This window comes from Sediminicoccus sp. BL-A-41-H5, from assembly GCF_050632405.1.
GTDB lineage: Bacteria > Pseudomonadota > Alphaproteobacteria > Acetobacterales > Acetobacteraceae > Roseococcus.
This window is the reverse complement of sequence record NZ_CP192601.1, coordinates 4,170,926-4,185,984: the sequence shown is the minus strand read 5'-3', so window position 1 is coordinate 4,185,984 and position 15,059 is coordinate 4,170,926. Positions and strand designations below refer to the sequence as shown.

15 protein-coding genes are annotated in these 15,059 nt (G+C 71.7%); 3 read left to right on the top strand and 12 right to left on the bottom strand.

Annotated elements, in window-relative coordinates; all coding sequences use genetic code 11:
* Positions 1 to 45 precede the first annotated feature (45 nt).
* Genes ACQ860_RS20510 through ubiA form a run of 3 tightly spaced genes read right to left on the bottom strand, consistent with a single transcriptional unit; the run spans position 46 to position 2,059 of the window.
* On the bottom strand, positions 46 to 456 hold the full coding sequence (locus ACQ860_RS20510; protein ID WP_431305182.1) for a type IV secretion protein Rhs: 411 nt from the start codon (positions 454 to 456) through the stop codon (positions 46 to 48).
* A 29-nt stretch (positions 457 to 485) separates the two neighbouring features.
* Positions 486 to 1,154 (bottom strand): class I SAM-dependent methyltransferase, encoded by a 669-nt coding sequence (locus ACQ860_RS20505; RefSeq protein WP_431305181.1) that lies wholly within the window; start codon positions 1,152 to 1,154, stop codon positions 486 to 488.
* On the bottom strand, positions 1,151 to 2,059 hold the full coding sequence (gene ubiA / locus ACQ860_RS20500) for a 4-hydroxybenzoate octaprenyltransferase (protein ID WP_431305180.1): 909 nt from the start codon (positions 2,057 to 2,059) through the stop codon (positions 1,151 to 1,153). The genes ACQ860_RS20505 and ubiA overlap by 4 nt, the downstream gene beginning before the upstream one ends.
* A gap of 28 nt (positions 2,060 to 2,087) precedes the next feature.
* Here ubiA and ACQ860_RS20495 point away from each other — a divergent pair, with 28 nt between their 5' ends.
* The 3 genes from ACQ860_RS20495 to ACQ860_RS20485 all read left to right on the top strand — a co-directional run bounded on the left by ACQ860_RS20495 (position 2,088) and on the right by ACQ860_RS20485 (position 4,679).
* Positions 2,088 to 2,807: an RsmE family RNA methyltransferase gene (locus ACQ860_RS20495; RefSeq protein ID WP_431305179.1), complete on the top strand. Its 720-nt coding sequence runs from the start codon at positions 2,088 to 2,090 to the stop codon at positions 2,805 to 2,807.
* Between the two features lie 24 nt (positions 2,808 to 2,831).
* Positions 2,832 to 4,175, top strand: coding sequence for a glutamate--cysteine ligase (locus tag ACQ860_RS20490; protein ID WP_431305178.1), 1,344 nt, complete (start codon positions 2,832 to 2,834; stop codon positions 4,173 to 4,175).
* 63 nt (positions 4,176 to 4,238) lie between these two features.
* Positions 4,239 to 4,679 carry a hypothetical protein gene (locus ACQ860_RS20485; protein WP_431305177.1) on the top strand — a complete coding sequence of 147 codons (441 nt, stop codon included), beginning with the start codon at positions 4,239 to 4,241 and terminating at the stop codon, positions 4,677 to 4,679.
* A 20-nt stretch (positions 4,680 to 4,699) separates the two neighbouring features.
* Here ACQ860_RS20485 and ACQ860_RS20480 read toward each other — a convergent pair whose 3' ends face one another.
* From ACQ860_RS20480 to ACQ860_RS20440, 9 genes are all read right to left on the bottom strand, one after another.
* On the bottom strand, positions 4,700 to 6,070 hold the full coding sequence (locus ACQ860_RS20480; protein WP_431305176.1) for an alpha/beta fold hydrolase: 1,371 nt from the start codon (positions 6,068 to 6,070) through the stop codon (positions 4,700 to 4,702).
* A gap of 153 nt (positions 6,071 to 6,223) precedes the next feature.
* Positions 6,224 to 7,801: an ABC transporter substrate-binding protein gene (locus ACQ860_RS20475; RefSeq protein ID WP_431305175.1), complete on the bottom strand. Its 1,578-nt coding sequence runs from the start codon at positions 7,799 to 7,801 to the stop codon at positions 6,224 to 6,226.
* Positions 7,802 to 7,880: 79 nt separating this feature from the next.
* Positions 7,881 to 8,369, bottom strand: a complete 489-nt coding sequence (locus tag ACQ860_RS20470; RefSeq protein ID WP_431305174.1) for a F0F1 ATP synthase subunit B — start codon at positions 8,367 to 8,369, stop codon at positions 7,881 to 7,883.
* Position 8,370: 1 nt separating this feature from the next.
* A complete protein-coding gene (locus ACQ860_RS20465; RefSeq protein WP_431305173.1) occupies positions 8,371 to 8,868 on the bottom strand; it encodes a F0F1 ATP synthase subunit B' in 498 nt (165 codons plus the stop codon).
* An 87-nt stretch (positions 8,869 to 8,955) separates the two neighbouring features.
* Entirely contained in the window at positions 8,956 to 9,180 is a 225-nt protein-coding gene (locus tag ACQ860_RS20460) for an ATP synthase subunit C family protein (RefSeq protein WP_213615086.1), read from the bottom strand.
* A 48-nt stretch (positions 9,181 to 9,228) separates the two neighbouring features.
* The gene (locus ACQ860_RS20455; RefSeq protein WP_431305172.1) at positions 9,229 to 9,984 is read right to left on the bottom strand and encodes a F0F1 ATP synthase subunit A; all 756 of its coding nucleotides are present in this window, start codon (positions 9,982 to 9,984) and stop codon (positions 9,229 to 9,231) included.
* 24 nt (positions 9,985 to 10,008) lie between these two features.
* Entirely contained in the window at positions 10,009 to 10,308 is a 300-nt protein-coding gene (locus ACQ860_RS20450) for an AtpZ/AtpI family protein (RefSeq protein ID WP_431305171.1), read from the bottom strand.
* A gap of 99 nt (positions 10,309 to 10,407) precedes the next feature.
* Positions 10,408 to 14,412 (bottom strand): chromosome segregation SMC family protein, encoded by a 4,005-nt coding sequence (locus tag ACQ860_RS20445; RefSeq protein ID WP_431305170.1) that lies wholly within the window; start codon positions 14,410 to 14,412, stop codon positions 10,408 to 10,410.
* Complete coding sequence (locus tag ACQ860_RS20440) at positions 14,409 to 15,032, bottom strand: DsbA family protein (RefSeq protein ID WP_431305169.1); 624 nt, start codon at positions 15,030 to 15,032, stop codon at positions 14,409 to 14,411. The genes ACQ860_RS20445 and ACQ860_RS20440 overlap by 4 nt, the downstream gene beginning before the upstream one ends.
* Positions 15,033 to 15,059: the final 27 nt, after the last annotated feature.

The following is a 15,059-nucleotide window of genomic DNA, read 5'->3' as shown; positions in this document are numbered from 1 at the left end:
TGGCGATGTCGCCAGGGGCGTCAGTCAGCCTCACGGCAGGGCGCGTCAGCGCCGCGTCTGACCCGTCAGCCGGCCTTGCGCATCGTAGTGACGGATCGTGTCGCCGCTCACTTCCGAGCGGCCGGTGCTGCGGCCCTGCGCGTCGTAATGGCGCGTGGTGTCGCCCCGCACCTCGCTGCGGCCCGTGCTGCGCCCCTGGGCGTCATATTGCCGGAGCGTATCGCCGCTGCGCTCCACACGACCCACGCTGCGGCCCTGCGCGTCATAGTCGCGCCGCGTGTCGCCGCGGAACTCGCTGCGCCCCGTCGAACGCCCCTGGGCGTCGTATTGCCGCAGCGTGTCGCCATTGCGTTCGGTGCGCCCGATGTTGCGCCCCTGCGCGTCATAGTCGCGCTTGGTCTGGGCGCCGGCAGGCGGGATGGTGAGCAGCAGGGCTGCGAGGAAGGCGGGCCACATGCAGGGAAATCTCCCAGCCGCTCATGGCGTCAATTAGGCAGCAATCGGGCGATGGTGACCCGTTTCTCCATGCCGTCCTCCAGCTCCAGCGTGGTCGGCACGGCGTGGGTGGAGAGCGCGAGAAGCCCCTCGCGCGGCAAGTAGGCGCGGCCGGGATCGGCCACCAGCACCTCGGCGCCCGCCGCCGCCATGGCGCGCAGCCAGGGCAGGATATGCGCCGTCATCGGCGCCTCGTAGCAGACATCGCCGCAGAGGATCACGTCCCAGCGGCAGGGGCTGCCCACCACATCCTCCGCCAGCGTCGCCACCGTCACGCCGTTCAGCGCGGCGTTCATCCGGATGGCGGCGATGGCGAGCGGATCAATCTCCGCCGCTTCCACCAGCGCCGCCCCCGACTGCGCGGCCACGATGGCGGCGATGCCGCAGCCGGCGGCGAAATCCAGCACGCGCCGGCCCCGCACCATCGCGGGCGCGTCGCGGATGGCACGCGCCAGCGCCTGCCCACCCGGCCAGGCGAAGGCCCAGAAGGGCGGCTCGATGCCGGCCTCGCGCAGGAATTCCTCGCTCGCCTGCCAGATGGGCGTGATCTCGCTCGCCAGATGCAGGCGCAGGCCCGGCAGCAGCGGCGTCTCGGCGATGGCGGTCTGGGCGCGGATGAAGGCTTCCACGTCCCGCGCCGTCTCCGGCGCCGCGCTCACAGGCGCCCGATCAGGATGGCGAGGCCCCCCAGCAGCCCCACCTCGCGGTTCAGCTTGAACAGTGTCAGGCAATGGCCGGGATTGTGGATATCGAGGTCCCACACCTGATAGGCGAGCACCGCGGCCGGCATGGCGAGGGCCAGGTAGAACCAGGCATTCAGGCCGGATATCCAGCCGGTCAGCGCCAGCAGGGCCAGCGTCATCGCGTAGCAGGCGGCGAGGAAGGGCCGCGTCCTGGCGCCGAACTTGAGCGCGGTGCTGCGGATGCCCACCATCGCGTCATCCTCGCGGTCCTGGTGGGCGTAGACCGTGTCATAGCCCAGGATCCAGAAGATCGTGGCCGCATAGAGGACCAGCATGGCGAGGCTGAGCCCGCCGCTCGCCGCCACCGGCCCCATCAGGGCACCCCAGCCGAAGGTGAAGCCCAGCACGAGCTGCGGATAATCCGTGACGCGCTTGGCAAGCGGATAAATCAGGATGGGCAGCAGCGAGAGGACGCCGAGCCAGATCGCCGCGCTGTTGAGCTGCAGCAGCACCGCGAGGCCGATGACGCAGAGCAGCGCGAGGAAGGCCACCGCCTGGCGCGGCGAGACCGCGCCCGAGGCGAGCGGCCGGCCGCGCGTGCGCTCCACCTGGCGATCGATGTCGCGGTCCCAGAGGTCATTCACCACGCAGCCCGCGCCGCGCATGACGATGGCGCCGACGAAGAAGAGGGCGGTGAGCCAGATGCCTTGCAGCCAGCCCGTCGCCTGGAGCGTGATGCCCCAGAAGCCGGGCAGGAAGAGCAGCCAGGAGCCGATGGGCCGGTCGGCCCGCATCAGCAGCGCATAGGGGCGCCAGCCGGGCGGCAGGTTCGCGACCAGCCCGCCGGTGCGGATATCCGTATAGCCGCGCGTCTCTTGCATGCTTTGTTGCAGCACGTCAGATCAGCGCATGTCCATCCCCCGTCTGCACGCCGAAGGCCCCCTCGCCCCGGGAGTCGAGCTCGCCCTCACCCCGGCCCAGGCGCACCATATCGGCCATGTGCTGCGCCGCGCGCCCGGGGCCGCGCTGGTGGCCTTCAACGCGACGGATGGCGAATTCACGGCCGAGCTGACCGCGCTGCGCAAGGATCGCGGCGCGCTGCGCCTGGGCGAGCGGCTGCGGGCTCCCGCGCCCGAGCCCGAACTCGTGGCGCTCATCGCCGCCCTGAAGCGCGAGGCGATGGACTGGGCGGTGGAAAAGGCGACGGAGCTGGGGGCCACGCGCATCCAGCCCGTGCTGACGCGCCGCTGCGTCGCCGGCCACAGCAACACCGAGCGCCTCTCGGCCATCGCCCGCGCGGCGGCCGAGCAATGCGAGCGCCTCTCCGTGCCCCTGCTGGGCGAGGCGCGGCCGCTGCACGCGGTGCTCGACGGCTGGGCCAACGGCCCGCTGATCGTCGCGGCGGAGCGGCGCGAGGCGCGGCCCCTGCATGACATTTTGGAAACACTCACGGCGCCCTGCGGCTTTCTCGTTGGCCCCGAGGGCGGCTTTGAGCGCCCTGAGCTTGACGATCTGGCCCGGCGCCCCTTTGTATCGCTCGCAACACTGGGGCCGCGCATCCTCCGCGCGGAGACGGCGCTGGTGGCGGGACTGGGTGCCATCTCCCTGGCACTTGATGCCCGGCGCTGATCTGACAGGAACGAAAGCAACCGCATGTCCAATCCCGGCCAGGCTGACCCCACGCCGATCACCTCCGCGCGCCAATTGGCCGAATGGTTCGCCGCCGGCTGCAAGCCGAAATCCGACTGGCGCATCGGCACGGAGCACGAGAAGTTCGGCTTCCGCCGCAGCGACTTCACGCCGCCCGACTACGAGAACCAAGGCATCCGCGCGATGCTCGAAGGCATCCAGGCCAAAGGCTGGGAGCCGATCCGCGACGGCGCGAACGTCATCGGCCTGACGCGGGCCTCGGCGTCCGTCAGCCTGGAGCCGGGCGGGCAGTTCGAGCTCTCCGGCGGGCCGATGGAGGATCTCCATGCCGCGCGCCTCGAACTCGCCTCCCATCTGCGCGATGTGCACGAGGTGGCGGGGCCGCTCGGCCTCGGCTTCGCGGGGCTCGGCTTCCATCCGGTGGCACGGCGCGACGACATGCCCTGGATGCCCAAGAGCCGCTACGCGATCATGCGGCGCTACATGCCCACGCGCGGCAGCCTGGGCCTCGACATGATGCTCCGCACCTCGACGGTGCAGGTGAACCTCGATTTCGGCGACGAGGCCGACATGGTGGAGAAGCTGCGCGTCTCGCTGGCACTTCAGCCGCTCGCCACCGCGCTCTTCGCCTCCTCGCCGCTGCGCGAGGGCAAGCCCTCGGGCTACAAGTCGCTGCGCGGCCATGTCTGGTCCGACACGGACCCGGACCGCACGGGCATTCCGGGCCTCGTCTTCGAGGAGGGCTTCGGCTTCGAGCGCTTCGCGGAATACGTGCTGGACGTGCCGATGTATTTCGTGGCGCGCGACGGCAAGCTGCTGGACGCGACGGGCCAGAGCTTCCGGCGGTTCATGACGACGGGCCTCGAGAGCCTGCCCGGCATCCCGGCCACGATGGGCGATGTGGCGGATCATGTGACCACCGTCTTCACCGAGGTGCGCCTCAAGAAGTTCCTGGAGATGCGCGGCTCCGATTCCGGTTCGGCCGCGATGATCCAGGCGCAGCCCGCCTTCTGGGTCGGCCTGATCTATGACGACGCGGCACAGAAGGCGGCGCGCGCGCTGACGAAGGGCTGGACCGTCGCGCAGATGCACCAGCTGCGCGACGATGCACCGCGCCTGGCGCTCGAGGCCGAGATCGCCGGCCGTTCGCTGCGCGACGTGGCGCGCGATGCGCTCACCATCAGCGAGGGCGGGCTGAAGGCGCGCGGCCTGGGCGAGGAGATCTATCTCGCCCCCCTCTGGGAGATCGTGGAGAGCGGGATGACCCAGGCGGACCGCATCCTGCAGATGTTCCACGGCCCCTGGCAGGGAGATGCCCGCCAGGCCCTGCCCTTCGCGGAGCTTTGAGGCGGCGCAAGGCCTGGCGCGCCCGCCCGGCCTAGCCTCGGCGCGAACCGCCGAGGAGAGCCCATGTCCACTCTTTCCGTCGCCGATCTCTTCGCCGCCAAGGCGGCCGCCCAGGCGCGCCGCCGTGCCGAGGAGGAGGCCGCGCGCGAAGCCCACCAGGCCGAGCTCAAGGCCTTCGCCGATAAGCTGATGACCTACCGGATCACGGAAGAGGACAAGCAGCGCGCGCTGACCAAGATCCGCCGTGCCTTCGAGAATGGGGAGAAGGAAGCGATGCTCATCCGCTTCCCCTCCGACCTCTGCGAGGACCAGGGGCGGCGCATCAACAACCGGCTGGACGGCTGGCAGGAGACGCTGCCCGGCGTGCTGAAGCACGTGCATGAATGGTGGGAGAAGGAACTCGCCCCGGGCGGCTTCACCTTCGGCGCCCGGGTGCTGGACTACCCGGGCGGGATGCCGGGCGATATCGGCCTCTTCATCGGCTGGCCCGACCAGCTTGGCTGATCGGGCCTTGGCCGGCTGACCTATTGCAGTTCGGCGCAGCCATTGGGCGCCGCGGTGCCCGCCAGGCGATCAGCCATCCAGCTGAGATACATGGGCTCCGCCGAGCCGGGCGTGGTGAAATGGCTCTGCGCGCCGGGCAGTTGCACGCGCGAGACATTGCCGCCCATCCCGCACATCTGCCGCTGATAGGCGGCCCCCATGGCGGGCGGGACGGTCGTGTCATGCGTGCCCCAGTAGATCACCACCGGCGCCACCGGCCGCACCGGCGCGACGCTGCCGGCGACGAAGGCGCGCGCCCAGTTCAGCAGGTTGGTCGGCTGGTCGCTGAGCAGGGAGCGGTAGGTCGTGCCATAGGCGAAGTTCAGCGTGTCGCTCAGCACATGCATGCACTTGCGCCGCATCAGCCCATCCAGCGCGCGGGCGCCATCGGCGGTGAAGATGTCCGTCATCTGCACGTTCGGAAAGGCGTTGGCCGCGCCCCAGATGCTCATGGACATGTGCGCGAAGTCGAAGATGTTGGAGGAGAAGCCGCTCACCAGCCCCTGGACGAAGGCGGCGGCGCTGGCCTCGGTCAGCTCGCCCGGCGGCATGGCGGCCGAGACGACCTCGGGCGCCATGGCCACGAAGCCGCGCATCTGGATGCCGTCGAAGGCCGTCCCGCGCCGCGCGATGTAGTCGCCCAGGCTCGCCGCCGCGACCGCGGCGCCGCCACCCTGCGACCAGCCATAGATGATCGCGCGCCGGTCCGACCCGGCAAGGCCCATGGCGCCCGCCGCGCGGATCGCGTTGATCGCATCCCGCCCATTGGTGGCGGCCACGGCGTATTGGTGCGCCCCCGGCCCGCCCTGCCCCTGATAGTCGGTCGCGACCACGACGTAGCCGCGCTGGATCATCGTCTCGATGCCGGGCACGCCGTAGTCATTCCAGGAATTGCCCGAGGGCATGAAATACTGATTCAGCCCCTGCGCGGGGTCCCACATCTGGGACGGGCCGCAATTGGCCGCCGTGCCGGTCGTGCCATGCGCCCAGGAGATGATGGGCCGCCCGCGCGCCGGCACCTCGCCGCGTGGCGCGATGACGAGAGCGGTGGAGATCGTCGGCCGGTCCTGCACGTCGGAGGAGACATAGGCGATGCGCCAGGCCTGGGCATTGGGGATGGCGGTCGCCACCTGTTCACGCTGCAGCACCTCGCCCAGCTTGCCGCGCGGCGTCAGGCCCTGGGCGCGCTGGTAGAAGGGCGGCAGGGCGACAGGCAGGGGCGCCGCGGCGGGGCGCGCGGCCTGCTGGGCCGGGCGCTGGCTCGGGGCGGGCGCCTGGCCCTGGGCCAGGGCCAGGCCAGGGACAAGGACAAAAAGCCCGGCCGTGAGCAGGCGGGCGAGCGAGGGGGACATGCGGGACTTCCTTCCGGTGACGCGGCGCGGGCCTCCCTTCGAGGGGCGGCCTCGGCCACATCTTGCACGGAAGGCACGAAAAAATGCGTTGCGATTGATCAATCCACGCAACGGGAAACCCGCGCCGCCCGAAGCGGCGCGGGGCGCGGGGCTTCAGTTCCCGATGCGGACCGAGCGCAGCGGGAAGCCGTTATCGGCCTGCTGGACCAGCGTCACATTGTTCCGCGCCGCCCAGACCACCTGCTGCTGGTGCAGCGGGATATAGGCCACGTCCGACTGCAGCAGGCGCGTGGCCTGGGTGATCAGCTCCTGCCGGCGGGCGGGCACGGTCTCGACGGCGATCTGGTCCACCAGCGCGTCGAAGGCCGGGTTGGAATAGCCGCCATTGTTGAAGACGCCGCGCGTGCCATCCCGCGTGCCGGCCAGGTTGAACAGCGCGTTGTGCGCGTCATAGGTGTTGGGCGTCCAACCCAGCAGGTAGAAGCTCGTGTTGTAGCGCGGCGCATTCACCTCGGCGAAGAAGCGGGCGCGGGTCTGCGCCGCCAGCGTCACGCGCACGCCGATGCGCGCCAGCATGGCGACGACGGCCGTGCAGATCGCCTCGTCATTCACGTAGCGGTCATTCGGGCAATCGAGTGTCACGCCGAAGCCGTTGGGATAGCCCGCTTCCGCCAGCAGGCGCCGCGAGGCCTCGAGGTCGAGCGGCAGGCGCGTGTCATTGGCCTCCAGGAAGCCGTTCACGCCCGGGCCGAAGATCTGCCCCGCCGGCCGCGCCTGGCCGCGCATCACGCGCGTCGTGATCGCCTGCACGTCGATCGCCTGATACAGGGCGCGGCGCACGCGGGCATCCTGGAAGGGGTTGCGGCCGCGCACGTCGCTCTTCAGCAGCTCGGCGCGATTCTGGTCCATGCCGAGATAGATGGTGCGCAGTTCCGGCCCCTGGATGATGCGCATGTTCGGCGTGCGGCCGATGCGGTCCATGTCCTGCGGCGGCACGGTGTAGACCATGTCCACCTCGCCGCTCAGCAGCGCGGCGACGCGCGTCGCGTCATTGGCGATGACGTTGAACTCCACGCGCGTCAGGTTGTGCGTCGGCGTGTCCCACCAGAGCGGGTTGGGGGCGAGGACGGTGCGGCGATCGGGCTCGCGGCTCACGAGCACGAAGGGGCCGGTGCCCATGGCGTTGCGGGTGGCGTAGTTCTCCTCGCGCGAGGTGAGGTCGGCCACGCGCTGCGCGCCGTGGCGCTCCAGCCAGGCCTTGCTCATGATGCCGAAGCTGGTGAGCTCCTCCGGCAGGATGGGGCTCGGCACGCGGGTGACGAGGTCCACCGTGAAGTCATCCACCTTCCGCACCTCGGCGACGGCGGCGAAGTAGGAGGTGATGTTGGAGCCCGGCCCACGCGCGCGGGCGATGGAGAAGATCACGTCATCCGCCGTGAAGGGCGAGCCGTCGGAGAAGCGGACATTGCGGCGCAGGTGAAAGCGCCAGACGGTGGGCTCGGCCTGCTCCCAGCGTTCGGCGAGTGCCGCTTCCAACCGCAGGTTGCGGTCGCGCCGGATCAGCGGCTCGTAGATGTTGGCGTTGAAGGTGAGGAGGAAGGTCTCGGACCGGGTGTAGGGGTCCATCGAGTTGACGTCGCCATCATTGGCCCAGCGGAACAGGTTGGCCTGCGCGGGCGCGCCGCCGAGGGCGACGGCGAGCGCCGCCGCGGCCAGGAAGGGACGGAACATGGAACTCTCCCGAAAACGAAAAATGCCGACAGAGGCTAGCCCCGTGCCGGCATCGTGACGAGTGGGAGTCTTGCCGAAATCAGGCGGCGCGGAAGGCCACCGGCAGGCTGGCGACGGCGCTGTCGATCAGCGCGGCATCGGCCGTGGCGTCGTGGCGGGCCACGATGATGTCGCGCACGGCGGCGGTCGCGATCTCGGCGGCGGCGTTGCGGACCTCGGTCACGGCGCTGGCCTCGGCGGCGGCGATCCGGTCCATCGCCATGCGCTCGCGGCGCTTGGCGGCGGCCTCGGCCTCCGCGGCGGCGGCGATGGCGAGGCGCTGCGCCTCGGCCTGCGCGCGCTCGATCATGGCGGCGGCTTCGGCGGTCGCGGCCTCACGCTCGGCCTGGGCCTGGGCCAGCATGGCCTCGGCCTCATGGCGCAGGCGGCTCGCCTCCTCCAGCTCGGCACGGATGCGCTCGCCCCGGGCGTCGAGCATCGCCGTCGCGCGGCTCCAGGCCATCTTGCCGAAGAGGACGATGAAGATGACGAAGCTGGCGGCAACCCAGAACTTGGGATCCTGCAACATCTCAGCGGCCTCCTTGCGTCGCGGCGCGGTCCACGGCGGCGGTCACGTCATTCGCCGGGGCAGAGATGGCGAGGCGGTCCAGCATGGCCGTCGCCGTCTCGCCGGCGACGCCGCGCAGCGCGCCCATCGCCTGGTCCCGCGCGGCGCGGACCTGTTGTTCGGCCTTCGCCACCTGGGCGGCGAGGCGGGCATTGATCTCGGCGGCCTGGGCGGCCGACTTGGTCTGCGCCTCAAGCATGGCGGCCGCGATGGCGGCCTGCGCCTCGGCGCGGGCGGCGGCGGTCGCCGCCCGGATCTCGGCAAGGGCGGCCTCGCCCGCCGCCTGCGCGTCGCGCGCGGCGTCGAGATCGGCCGCGATGCGCGCAGCACGCTCATCCAGAACCGACGCCACCTGCGGCAGCGCGTAGTTCTTCAGGATGAAATAGAGAAAGCCAAAGATGATCAGCAGCCAGACCAGCTTGCTCATCATCAATGGGTTGGCAAAGTCGAGCTGCGGCATGGTGATGTCCTGGGGCTCAGGATCCTGAAAGTCAGGGCCCGATGCAGAGAAACGTGGGCGGAGCGCTCAGCGCCCCGCCCGACGAACTCAGGCGAACAGGATGAGGAAGGCGATCAGCAGCGCGAAGAGCGCCACCGCTTCCGTCAGCGCGAAGCCCAGAATGCCGATCGGGAAGACGGCGTCGCGGGCGGAGGGGTTCCGGGCCACGCTGGTGATCAGCGAGGAGAAGATGTTCCCGATGCCGAGGCCCACGCCGAACAGCGCGATGACGGCGATGCCAGCCCCGAGGGCCTTGGCGGCAGCAACTTCCATGTTCTCAATCCTTCTGTTTGCTGAGAAGCAGGTGGGGACGGCCCGTGCTCAGTGCAGGTGCACGGCGTCGTGGAGGTAGATGCAGGTGAGGATCGCGAACACGTAAGCCTGCAGGAACGCGACCAGCACTTCGAAGCCGACCAGCGCGACATTGATCGCGAGCGGCATGACGGCGATGAACGGACCCACCGCGCCCAGGCCCGCCAGCATCACCACGAAGGTGGCGAAGACCTTCAGCATCACGTGCCCCGCCACCATGTTGGCGAAGAGACGGATGGACAGGCTGATCGGGCGCGAGAGGTAGGACACGATCTCGACCGGGATGATGATGGGCGCCAGCCAGATCGGCGCGCCCTCGGGGAAGAAATAGCCCAGGAACTTCTTGCCATGCAGCGAGATGGCGACCGCCGTGATCAGCACGAAGACGATCATCGCCATGACGAAGGTCATGCTGATGTGGCTGGTGTAGGTGAAGGCGTAGGGGAAGAGGCCCAGCATGTTCCCGAAGAGGATGAACATGAAGAGCGTGAAGACGAAGGGGAAGAAGCGCCGGCCTTCCTCGCCGATCTGCGCCAGCACCATGTCGTCGATGAAGCCGTAGGCGCTTTCCGCCAGGCTCTGCATGCGGCCGGGCACCACGGCGCGGTGACGCATGCCCCAGGCCATCAGCGCCACGATGAGCGCGCCCGAGATGAGCATGTAGAGGTTGGACTGCGTGAAGCCGACCGAACGGCCGACGGCGCCGAGCGCCGGCGCCAGATCGAACTGGCTGAGCGCGTCAATCGCTTTCCCCTCAACGGCCACCGCGCACCTCCAGCAAAAAATCCGTCAATCCTTGCGAGCACCCGACCGGGGATTGAACAGCCGATAGACGTTCAACACCCCCGCGGCGGCCCCCAGCACGAAAAACACCAGGAAGAGCCAGGGCCAGGTGCCGAGCCACCGGTCCAGCGCGAAGCCAAGCCCCACGCCGACCACCAGCGCGGAGAAGACCTCCACACCGGCCCGGAGACCAAACCCCCAGGGGGATGTCGGGCCCCCGCCTTGTCCCGCCTGCGGCCTGTCGAGACCTTGGCGGTCCCGTGCGGCCTTGAGGCGCTGCTTCAGCGAATCCCGGTTTTCCACCATGGCTCCTTCCCTTAAGTTTCCGTTCGGAAGGCGAGGCTGCCTCTATGGCGGCGCAGCATGACTGTCAAGCGCGCGGCCCGCCGAAAAGCGTGCCCGAAGCTACCCTTCCGCCATCGCCACAGCCTCGCCCAGATCCACCGAAAGCAGGCGGGATACGCCACGTTCCTGCATGGTGACGCCGAACAGCCGATGCATCCGCGCCATGGTCAGCGCGTGGTGCGTGACGATGAGAAAACGCGTCCCCGTCTCCGCCATGCTGTCGAGCAGGTCGCACAGGCGCTCGACATTCGCGTCGTCCAGCGGCGCATCCACCTCGTCCAACACGCAAACGGGTGCGGGGTGACAGCGAAAGACAGCGAAAATCAACGAAAGCGCGGTCAGCGCCTGCTCGCCGCCCGACAGCAGAGACAGGGCTGAGAGCTTCTTGCCCGGCGGCTCGGCATAGATCTCGAGGCCGGCCTCCAGCGGGTCCTCGCTGCCCACAAGCGCCAAGTGCGCCCGCCCGCCACCGAAGAGCTTGCTGAACAGGGCCCGGAACTCGCGGTCCACCTGGTCGAAGATGGCGCGCAGCCGCTCCCGCGCCTCGCGGTTCAGATGTCCGATGGAGCCGCGCAGCTTCGCGATGGCCGAACCCACCTCCTCGCGGTCCCGGTTGATGCCGGCGATGCGGGCCTCCAGCTCCTCCAGCTCCGTCTCGGCGCGGAGATTCACGGGGCCGACCTCCTCGCGCTCGCGGATCAGGCGCTCGGCCCGCCTGCGGGCGCGGTCCTCGGCGGCGTCGGAGATGTCGGCGGGGGCGGCGGGCAGTTCGGCCGATTCGCCCAGGCGCTCCAGGATGCGGGCAGCCAGCGCCTCGCCGGCCTGCACCGCCGAGTCCCGCGCGGCCTCGGCGCGTAGCGCCGCTTCCCGCGCCTGGACGAGGGCGGCCTCGGCCATGCGGCGGACCTCCTCGCGCTCGCGGGCGCGGGCCTCGGCGGCGTCGAGCTTCCCGCGGGCCTCCGCATGGGCGGCCTCGGCCGCTTCCAGACGGCGGGCGGCGTCGGCGGCGGCCCCGGCCACGCGCTCGGGGAGCGCCTTCGCGGCCTCGCGCCGGGCGAAGGCCTCGGCGCGGCGCGATTCGAGGCCGGCGAGGCGCGTGGTGGCATCCTGCAGGCGCTGGGCCCAGGCGGCGCGCTCGGCCAATGCCGCCTCGCGGCGTGTCGCGAGGCCCTCGCGCTCGGCCTTCAGCGCCAGAGCCCGGCCGCGCATCTCGGCGGCCTTGCCGCGAATCCCGGAGAGTGCCAACCGCGCCTGGTCCACCTGCGCGCGGGCCTCCCCCAGATCCGGCAGGGCCTGGCGGGCGGCGCGGGCGGCGGCCAGCGCGGCATCCGCCTCGGCCGATTCGGCGGCGATCCGCTCCTGCTGCGGGATGAGAGCGGCGAGTTGCGCCTGGGCGGCATTGTGCCGGCTGCGCAGGCCCGCCTGTTCGGAACGGGCGCGGGCCAGCGCGGCCTCGGCCTGGCGGCGGGCTTCGCGGGCGGCAGATTCGGCGGCCTGGGCCAGCCGCGCCGCCTCGGCCTCGGCCGCGAAGCCGGTGACGGCGGGGCTGGCGGCCAGCAGGGCCTCGGCCTCGGTCAGCGCGGCCTGGGCCTCGGCCGCCTCCTCCGCGAGGCGCTGGGTCTGCGCGGTGTATTCGGCGAGGCGCCGTTCGGCGGCGGCGAATTGGGCGGCGAGTTCGGTGGCGCGGGCCTGGGCGCGGGAATGGGCGGGCTCGGCCGCGTTGCGGGCGCTGCGGGCCTGTTCCTCGGCCGCCTGGGCGCGGGTCTCGGCGGCGGCGGCGGCGGCGCGGGCCTGTTCGGCCGCGCGGGCGGCGGGCGCGGCCTCGGCCAGCCGCGCCTCGGCCTGGCGCAGCCGCGCGAGATTCTGCAGCCGCGCGGCGCCGGCCTTCGAGGCGCCGGGCGCCAGCACATAGCCATCCCAACGCCACAGCGCGCCGGAGCGCGCCACCAGCGCCTGGCCGGGACGCAAGGCCGCCTGAAGCGCCGCGCCATCCTCGACGAGGCCGATCTGCGAGAGGGCCCGCGCCAGTTCGGTCGGCGCGCCGACCAGCCCGGCCAGGGCTTGAGCGCCCTCCGGCAGGGGCGGCGCGGCCTCCAAAGGCGGCAGGGCGCGCCAGAAACGGTTGGCGCCGGAGCCGCGCCCGCCCTCCAGCCCCTCGCCCAGGGCGGCACCCAGCGCCGCCTCCAGCCCATCGGGGATGGTGAGCGTGCGCGCGATGGGCTCCGCCTCGCCGGTGGCATCGCCGGCGGCGGCGCGCAGACCGCCCAGCTCGGCCTTCAGGCGGGATTCGGCGGATTGGGCCGCGGCCTCGGCGGCGCGGGCGGCGGCGGCCTCGCGCGCGGCTTCCTCGCGGGCGGTGCGGGCGGCGGCGAGGCGCGTCTCGGCCTCGCGGAGTGCCGCTTCGGCGGCGGCGGCGGCCTCGCGCGCGGCGGGCAGGAGGTTCGCGTCCGGCATGGGCGGGGCCGCGCGGCGGGCCGCCTCCTCGCGCTGGCGGGCGGATTGCAGGCGCTGGCTGGCAGCGTTGCGGGCGCGTTCGGCGGCCCCGCGCTCGATCTCGGCGGCGCGGGCGGCGTCACGCGCGGCATTGGCGCGACGCTCGGCCTCGGCGCGGGCGCGCTCGGCGGTCTCGAAGCCGGTGCGGGCCTCCTCCAGCGCGGCCTCGGCGGCGGTGAGCGCCGCATCCGCCGCATCCAGCGCCGATTGCGGCACGGATTGCGCCTCGGCGGTGGCACGTTGGCTGACCATCTGGGCGAGCTGCTCGGACAGGCGCCGCGCCCGCTGGTCGCTGAAGGCGAGTTCCGCCGCCAACTGATTGGCCCGCGCGGCGAGCGAGGCGGCCGCCTCCGTCGCAGCCTCATTGGCGGCCTCCGCGGCGGCGAGTTCGCCCTCCAGCCCGGCCGCCTCGGCCTCCGCCGCCTCGATCCGGGCGGGAAGCTGCGCCTCGGCCGAGGCAAGGCCCGCCGCCTCGCGCTGGGCGCGGGTCTCGGCGGCGCGGGCATCGCGCTCCACGCCCGTGGCGTCCTCCAGATCGGCGAGCAACTGGGCGAGTGCGGCCTCGGCCTCCGCCAGCGCCTCGGCGGCGCGGCCGGCTTCGGCGGCGATGTTCTCGGCCTCGACGCGGCGGCGTTCCAGCAGCGTGCGGGCCACGCCCTCCTCGGCGCGGGGCGTCTCGATGGCGGAGAGGGCCGCGGCATGCAGGCGCACCGCCTCCTCCGCCGCGGCCTCGGCATGTTGCAGCGCCTGGGCGCGGCCCGACTGATTCTCACGCGCCGCCTCGATCGCGGCCTCGGCCCGCGCCACGAGGATGGCGAACCAATCGCCCTCCGCCTCGCGCACAAGCCCTGACAAATTCCGGTAGCGGTTGGCCTGCCGCGCCTGCTTGCGCAAAGCCTCCTGCTGGATGTTGAGCTGCGCCAGCAGGTCCTCGCTGCGCGCGAGATTGGTCTCGGCCTGGCGCAGCTTGAGCTCCGCCTCGTGCCGGCGGGCGCGCAGCCCGGCGATGCCGGCCGCCTCCTCCAGCACCGAGCGGCGTTCCTCGGGCTTGGCGCCGATCAGGGTCGCGACGCGCCCCTGGCTCACCATGCCCGAGGCGCGCGGGCCGCTGGCGAGGTCGGCGAACATGGTCTGCACGTCGCGCGCGCGCACCTCGCGCCCATTGATCCGGTAATGGCTGCCCGAGCCGCGCTCGATCCGGCGGATGACTTCCAGTTCCGCCGCCTGGTCCATCGGCGCGGGGGCCACGCCTTCCGCATCCTCCAGGCTCAGCACCACCTCGGCCAGGTTGCGGGCCGGGCGGGTCGCGGTACCGGCGAAGATGATGTCATCCATCTCGCCGCCGCGCAGGGACCGGGCCGAGCTTTCGCCCATCGCCCAGCGCAGCGCCTCGACGACGTTGGACTTGCCGCAGCCATTGGGGCCCACGATGCCTGTGAGCCCGGGCAGGACGGGGACCTGCACGGGCTCGGCGAAGCTCTTGAAGCCGGCCACCCGCAACCCGGTCAGGGTGGCGGACAACCGGCGGGGCGCGGGAAGTTCGCCGGAGGGCTCCGGCGTATCCTCCGTCACGTCTTCGGCGCGTCCTGCACCAGACGGGCGAATTGCTCGAAGGGCAGGTTGCCGCTGTGCAGGCGGCCGTTGAAGGCGAAGGAGGGCGTGGCGCGGATCTGGAATTCGCGCTCGGCCGCCATGCGCTGCTCCAGGATCCCCCGCCGCAGCGCCTCATCGGCCAGCACGGCGTCGAAGCGGGCGCGGTCCATGCCGGCGAGTGCTGCGATGCGGGCCAATTCGTCGATCTGGCGCCCCTGGGCGAAGGCCCAGCGATCCTGCGTCTGGAAGAGCGTGCCGATGAAGGCCTCGTAACGGTCCTCGGGCAGGGCGCGGGCGATGGCGGCGGCGGCGAGTGCCACGCCGTCCAGCGGGAAATCGCGCCAGACCATGCGCATGCGCCCGGTATTCACCAGCTCGGTCTTCACGCGCGGCCAGACCTGGTTGTGGAAGGCCGCGCAATGGCCGCAGGTGAGCGAGAAGAACTCGATGACCGTGACCGGCGCCGTCGCCTGGCCGGTGCTGCGGACGCCGAGGCGCGCATCGGCCGGCGCGGCCGGCCCCTGGGCCAGCGCGAGGCCCGGTGCGCCGAGGGTGATCCCGAAACCCATCAATCCGACGTTGCGGCGGGTGATCTGCATGGCCTGCCTCCGGCTCTGTTCCATGCC

Coding starts and splice junctions, on each gene's coding strand:
- ACQ860_RS20460 (WP_213615086.1), bottom strand. CDS start 9,180: ATGGAAGTTGCTGCCGCCAAGGCCCTCGGGGCTGGCATCGCCGTCATC.
- ACQ860_RS20480 (WP_431305176.1), bottom strand. CDS start 6,070: ATGTCCCCCTCGCTCGCCCGCCTGCTCACGGCCGGGCTTTTTGTCCTT.
- ACQ860_RS20510 (WP_431305182.1), bottom strand. CDS start 456: ATGTGGCCCGCCTTCCTCGCAGCCCTGCTGCTCACCATCCCGCCTGCC.
- ACQ860_RS20470 (WP_431305174.1), bottom strand. CDS start 8,369: ATGTTGCAGGATCCCAAGTTCTGGGTTGCCGCCAGCTTCGTCATCTTC.
- ACQ860_RS20440 (WP_431305169.1), bottom strand. CDS start 15,032: ATGCAGATCACCCGCCGCAACGTCGGATTGATGGGTTTCGGGATCACC.
- ACQ860_RS20485 (WP_431305177.1), top strand. CDS start 4,239: ATGTCCACTCTTTCCGTCGCCGATCTCTTCGCCGCCAAGGCGGCCGCC.
- ACQ860_RS20475 (WP_431305175.1), bottom strand. CDS start 7,801: ATGTTCCGTCCCTTCCTGGCCGCGGCGGCGCTCGCCGTCGCCCTCGGC.
- ACQ860_RS20465 (WP_431305173.1), bottom strand. CDS start 8,868: ATGCCGCAGCTCGACTTTGCCAACCCATTGATGATGAGCAAGCTGGTC.
- ubiA (WP_431305180.1), bottom strand. CDS start 2,059: ATGCAAGAGACGCGCGGCTATACGGATATCCGCACCGGCGGGCTGGTC.
- ACQ860_RS20450 (WP_431305171.1), bottom strand. CDS start 10,308: ATGGTGGAAAACCGGGATTCGCTGAAGCAGCGCCTCAAGGCCGCACGG.
- ACQ860_RS20490 (WP_431305178.1), top strand. CDS start 2,832: ATGTCCAATCCCGGCCAGGCTGACCCCACGCCGATCACCTCCGCGCGC.
- ACQ860_RS20495 (WP_431305179.1), top strand. CDS start 2,088: ATGTCCATCCCCCGTCTGCACGCCGAAGGCCCCCTCGCCCCGGGAGTC.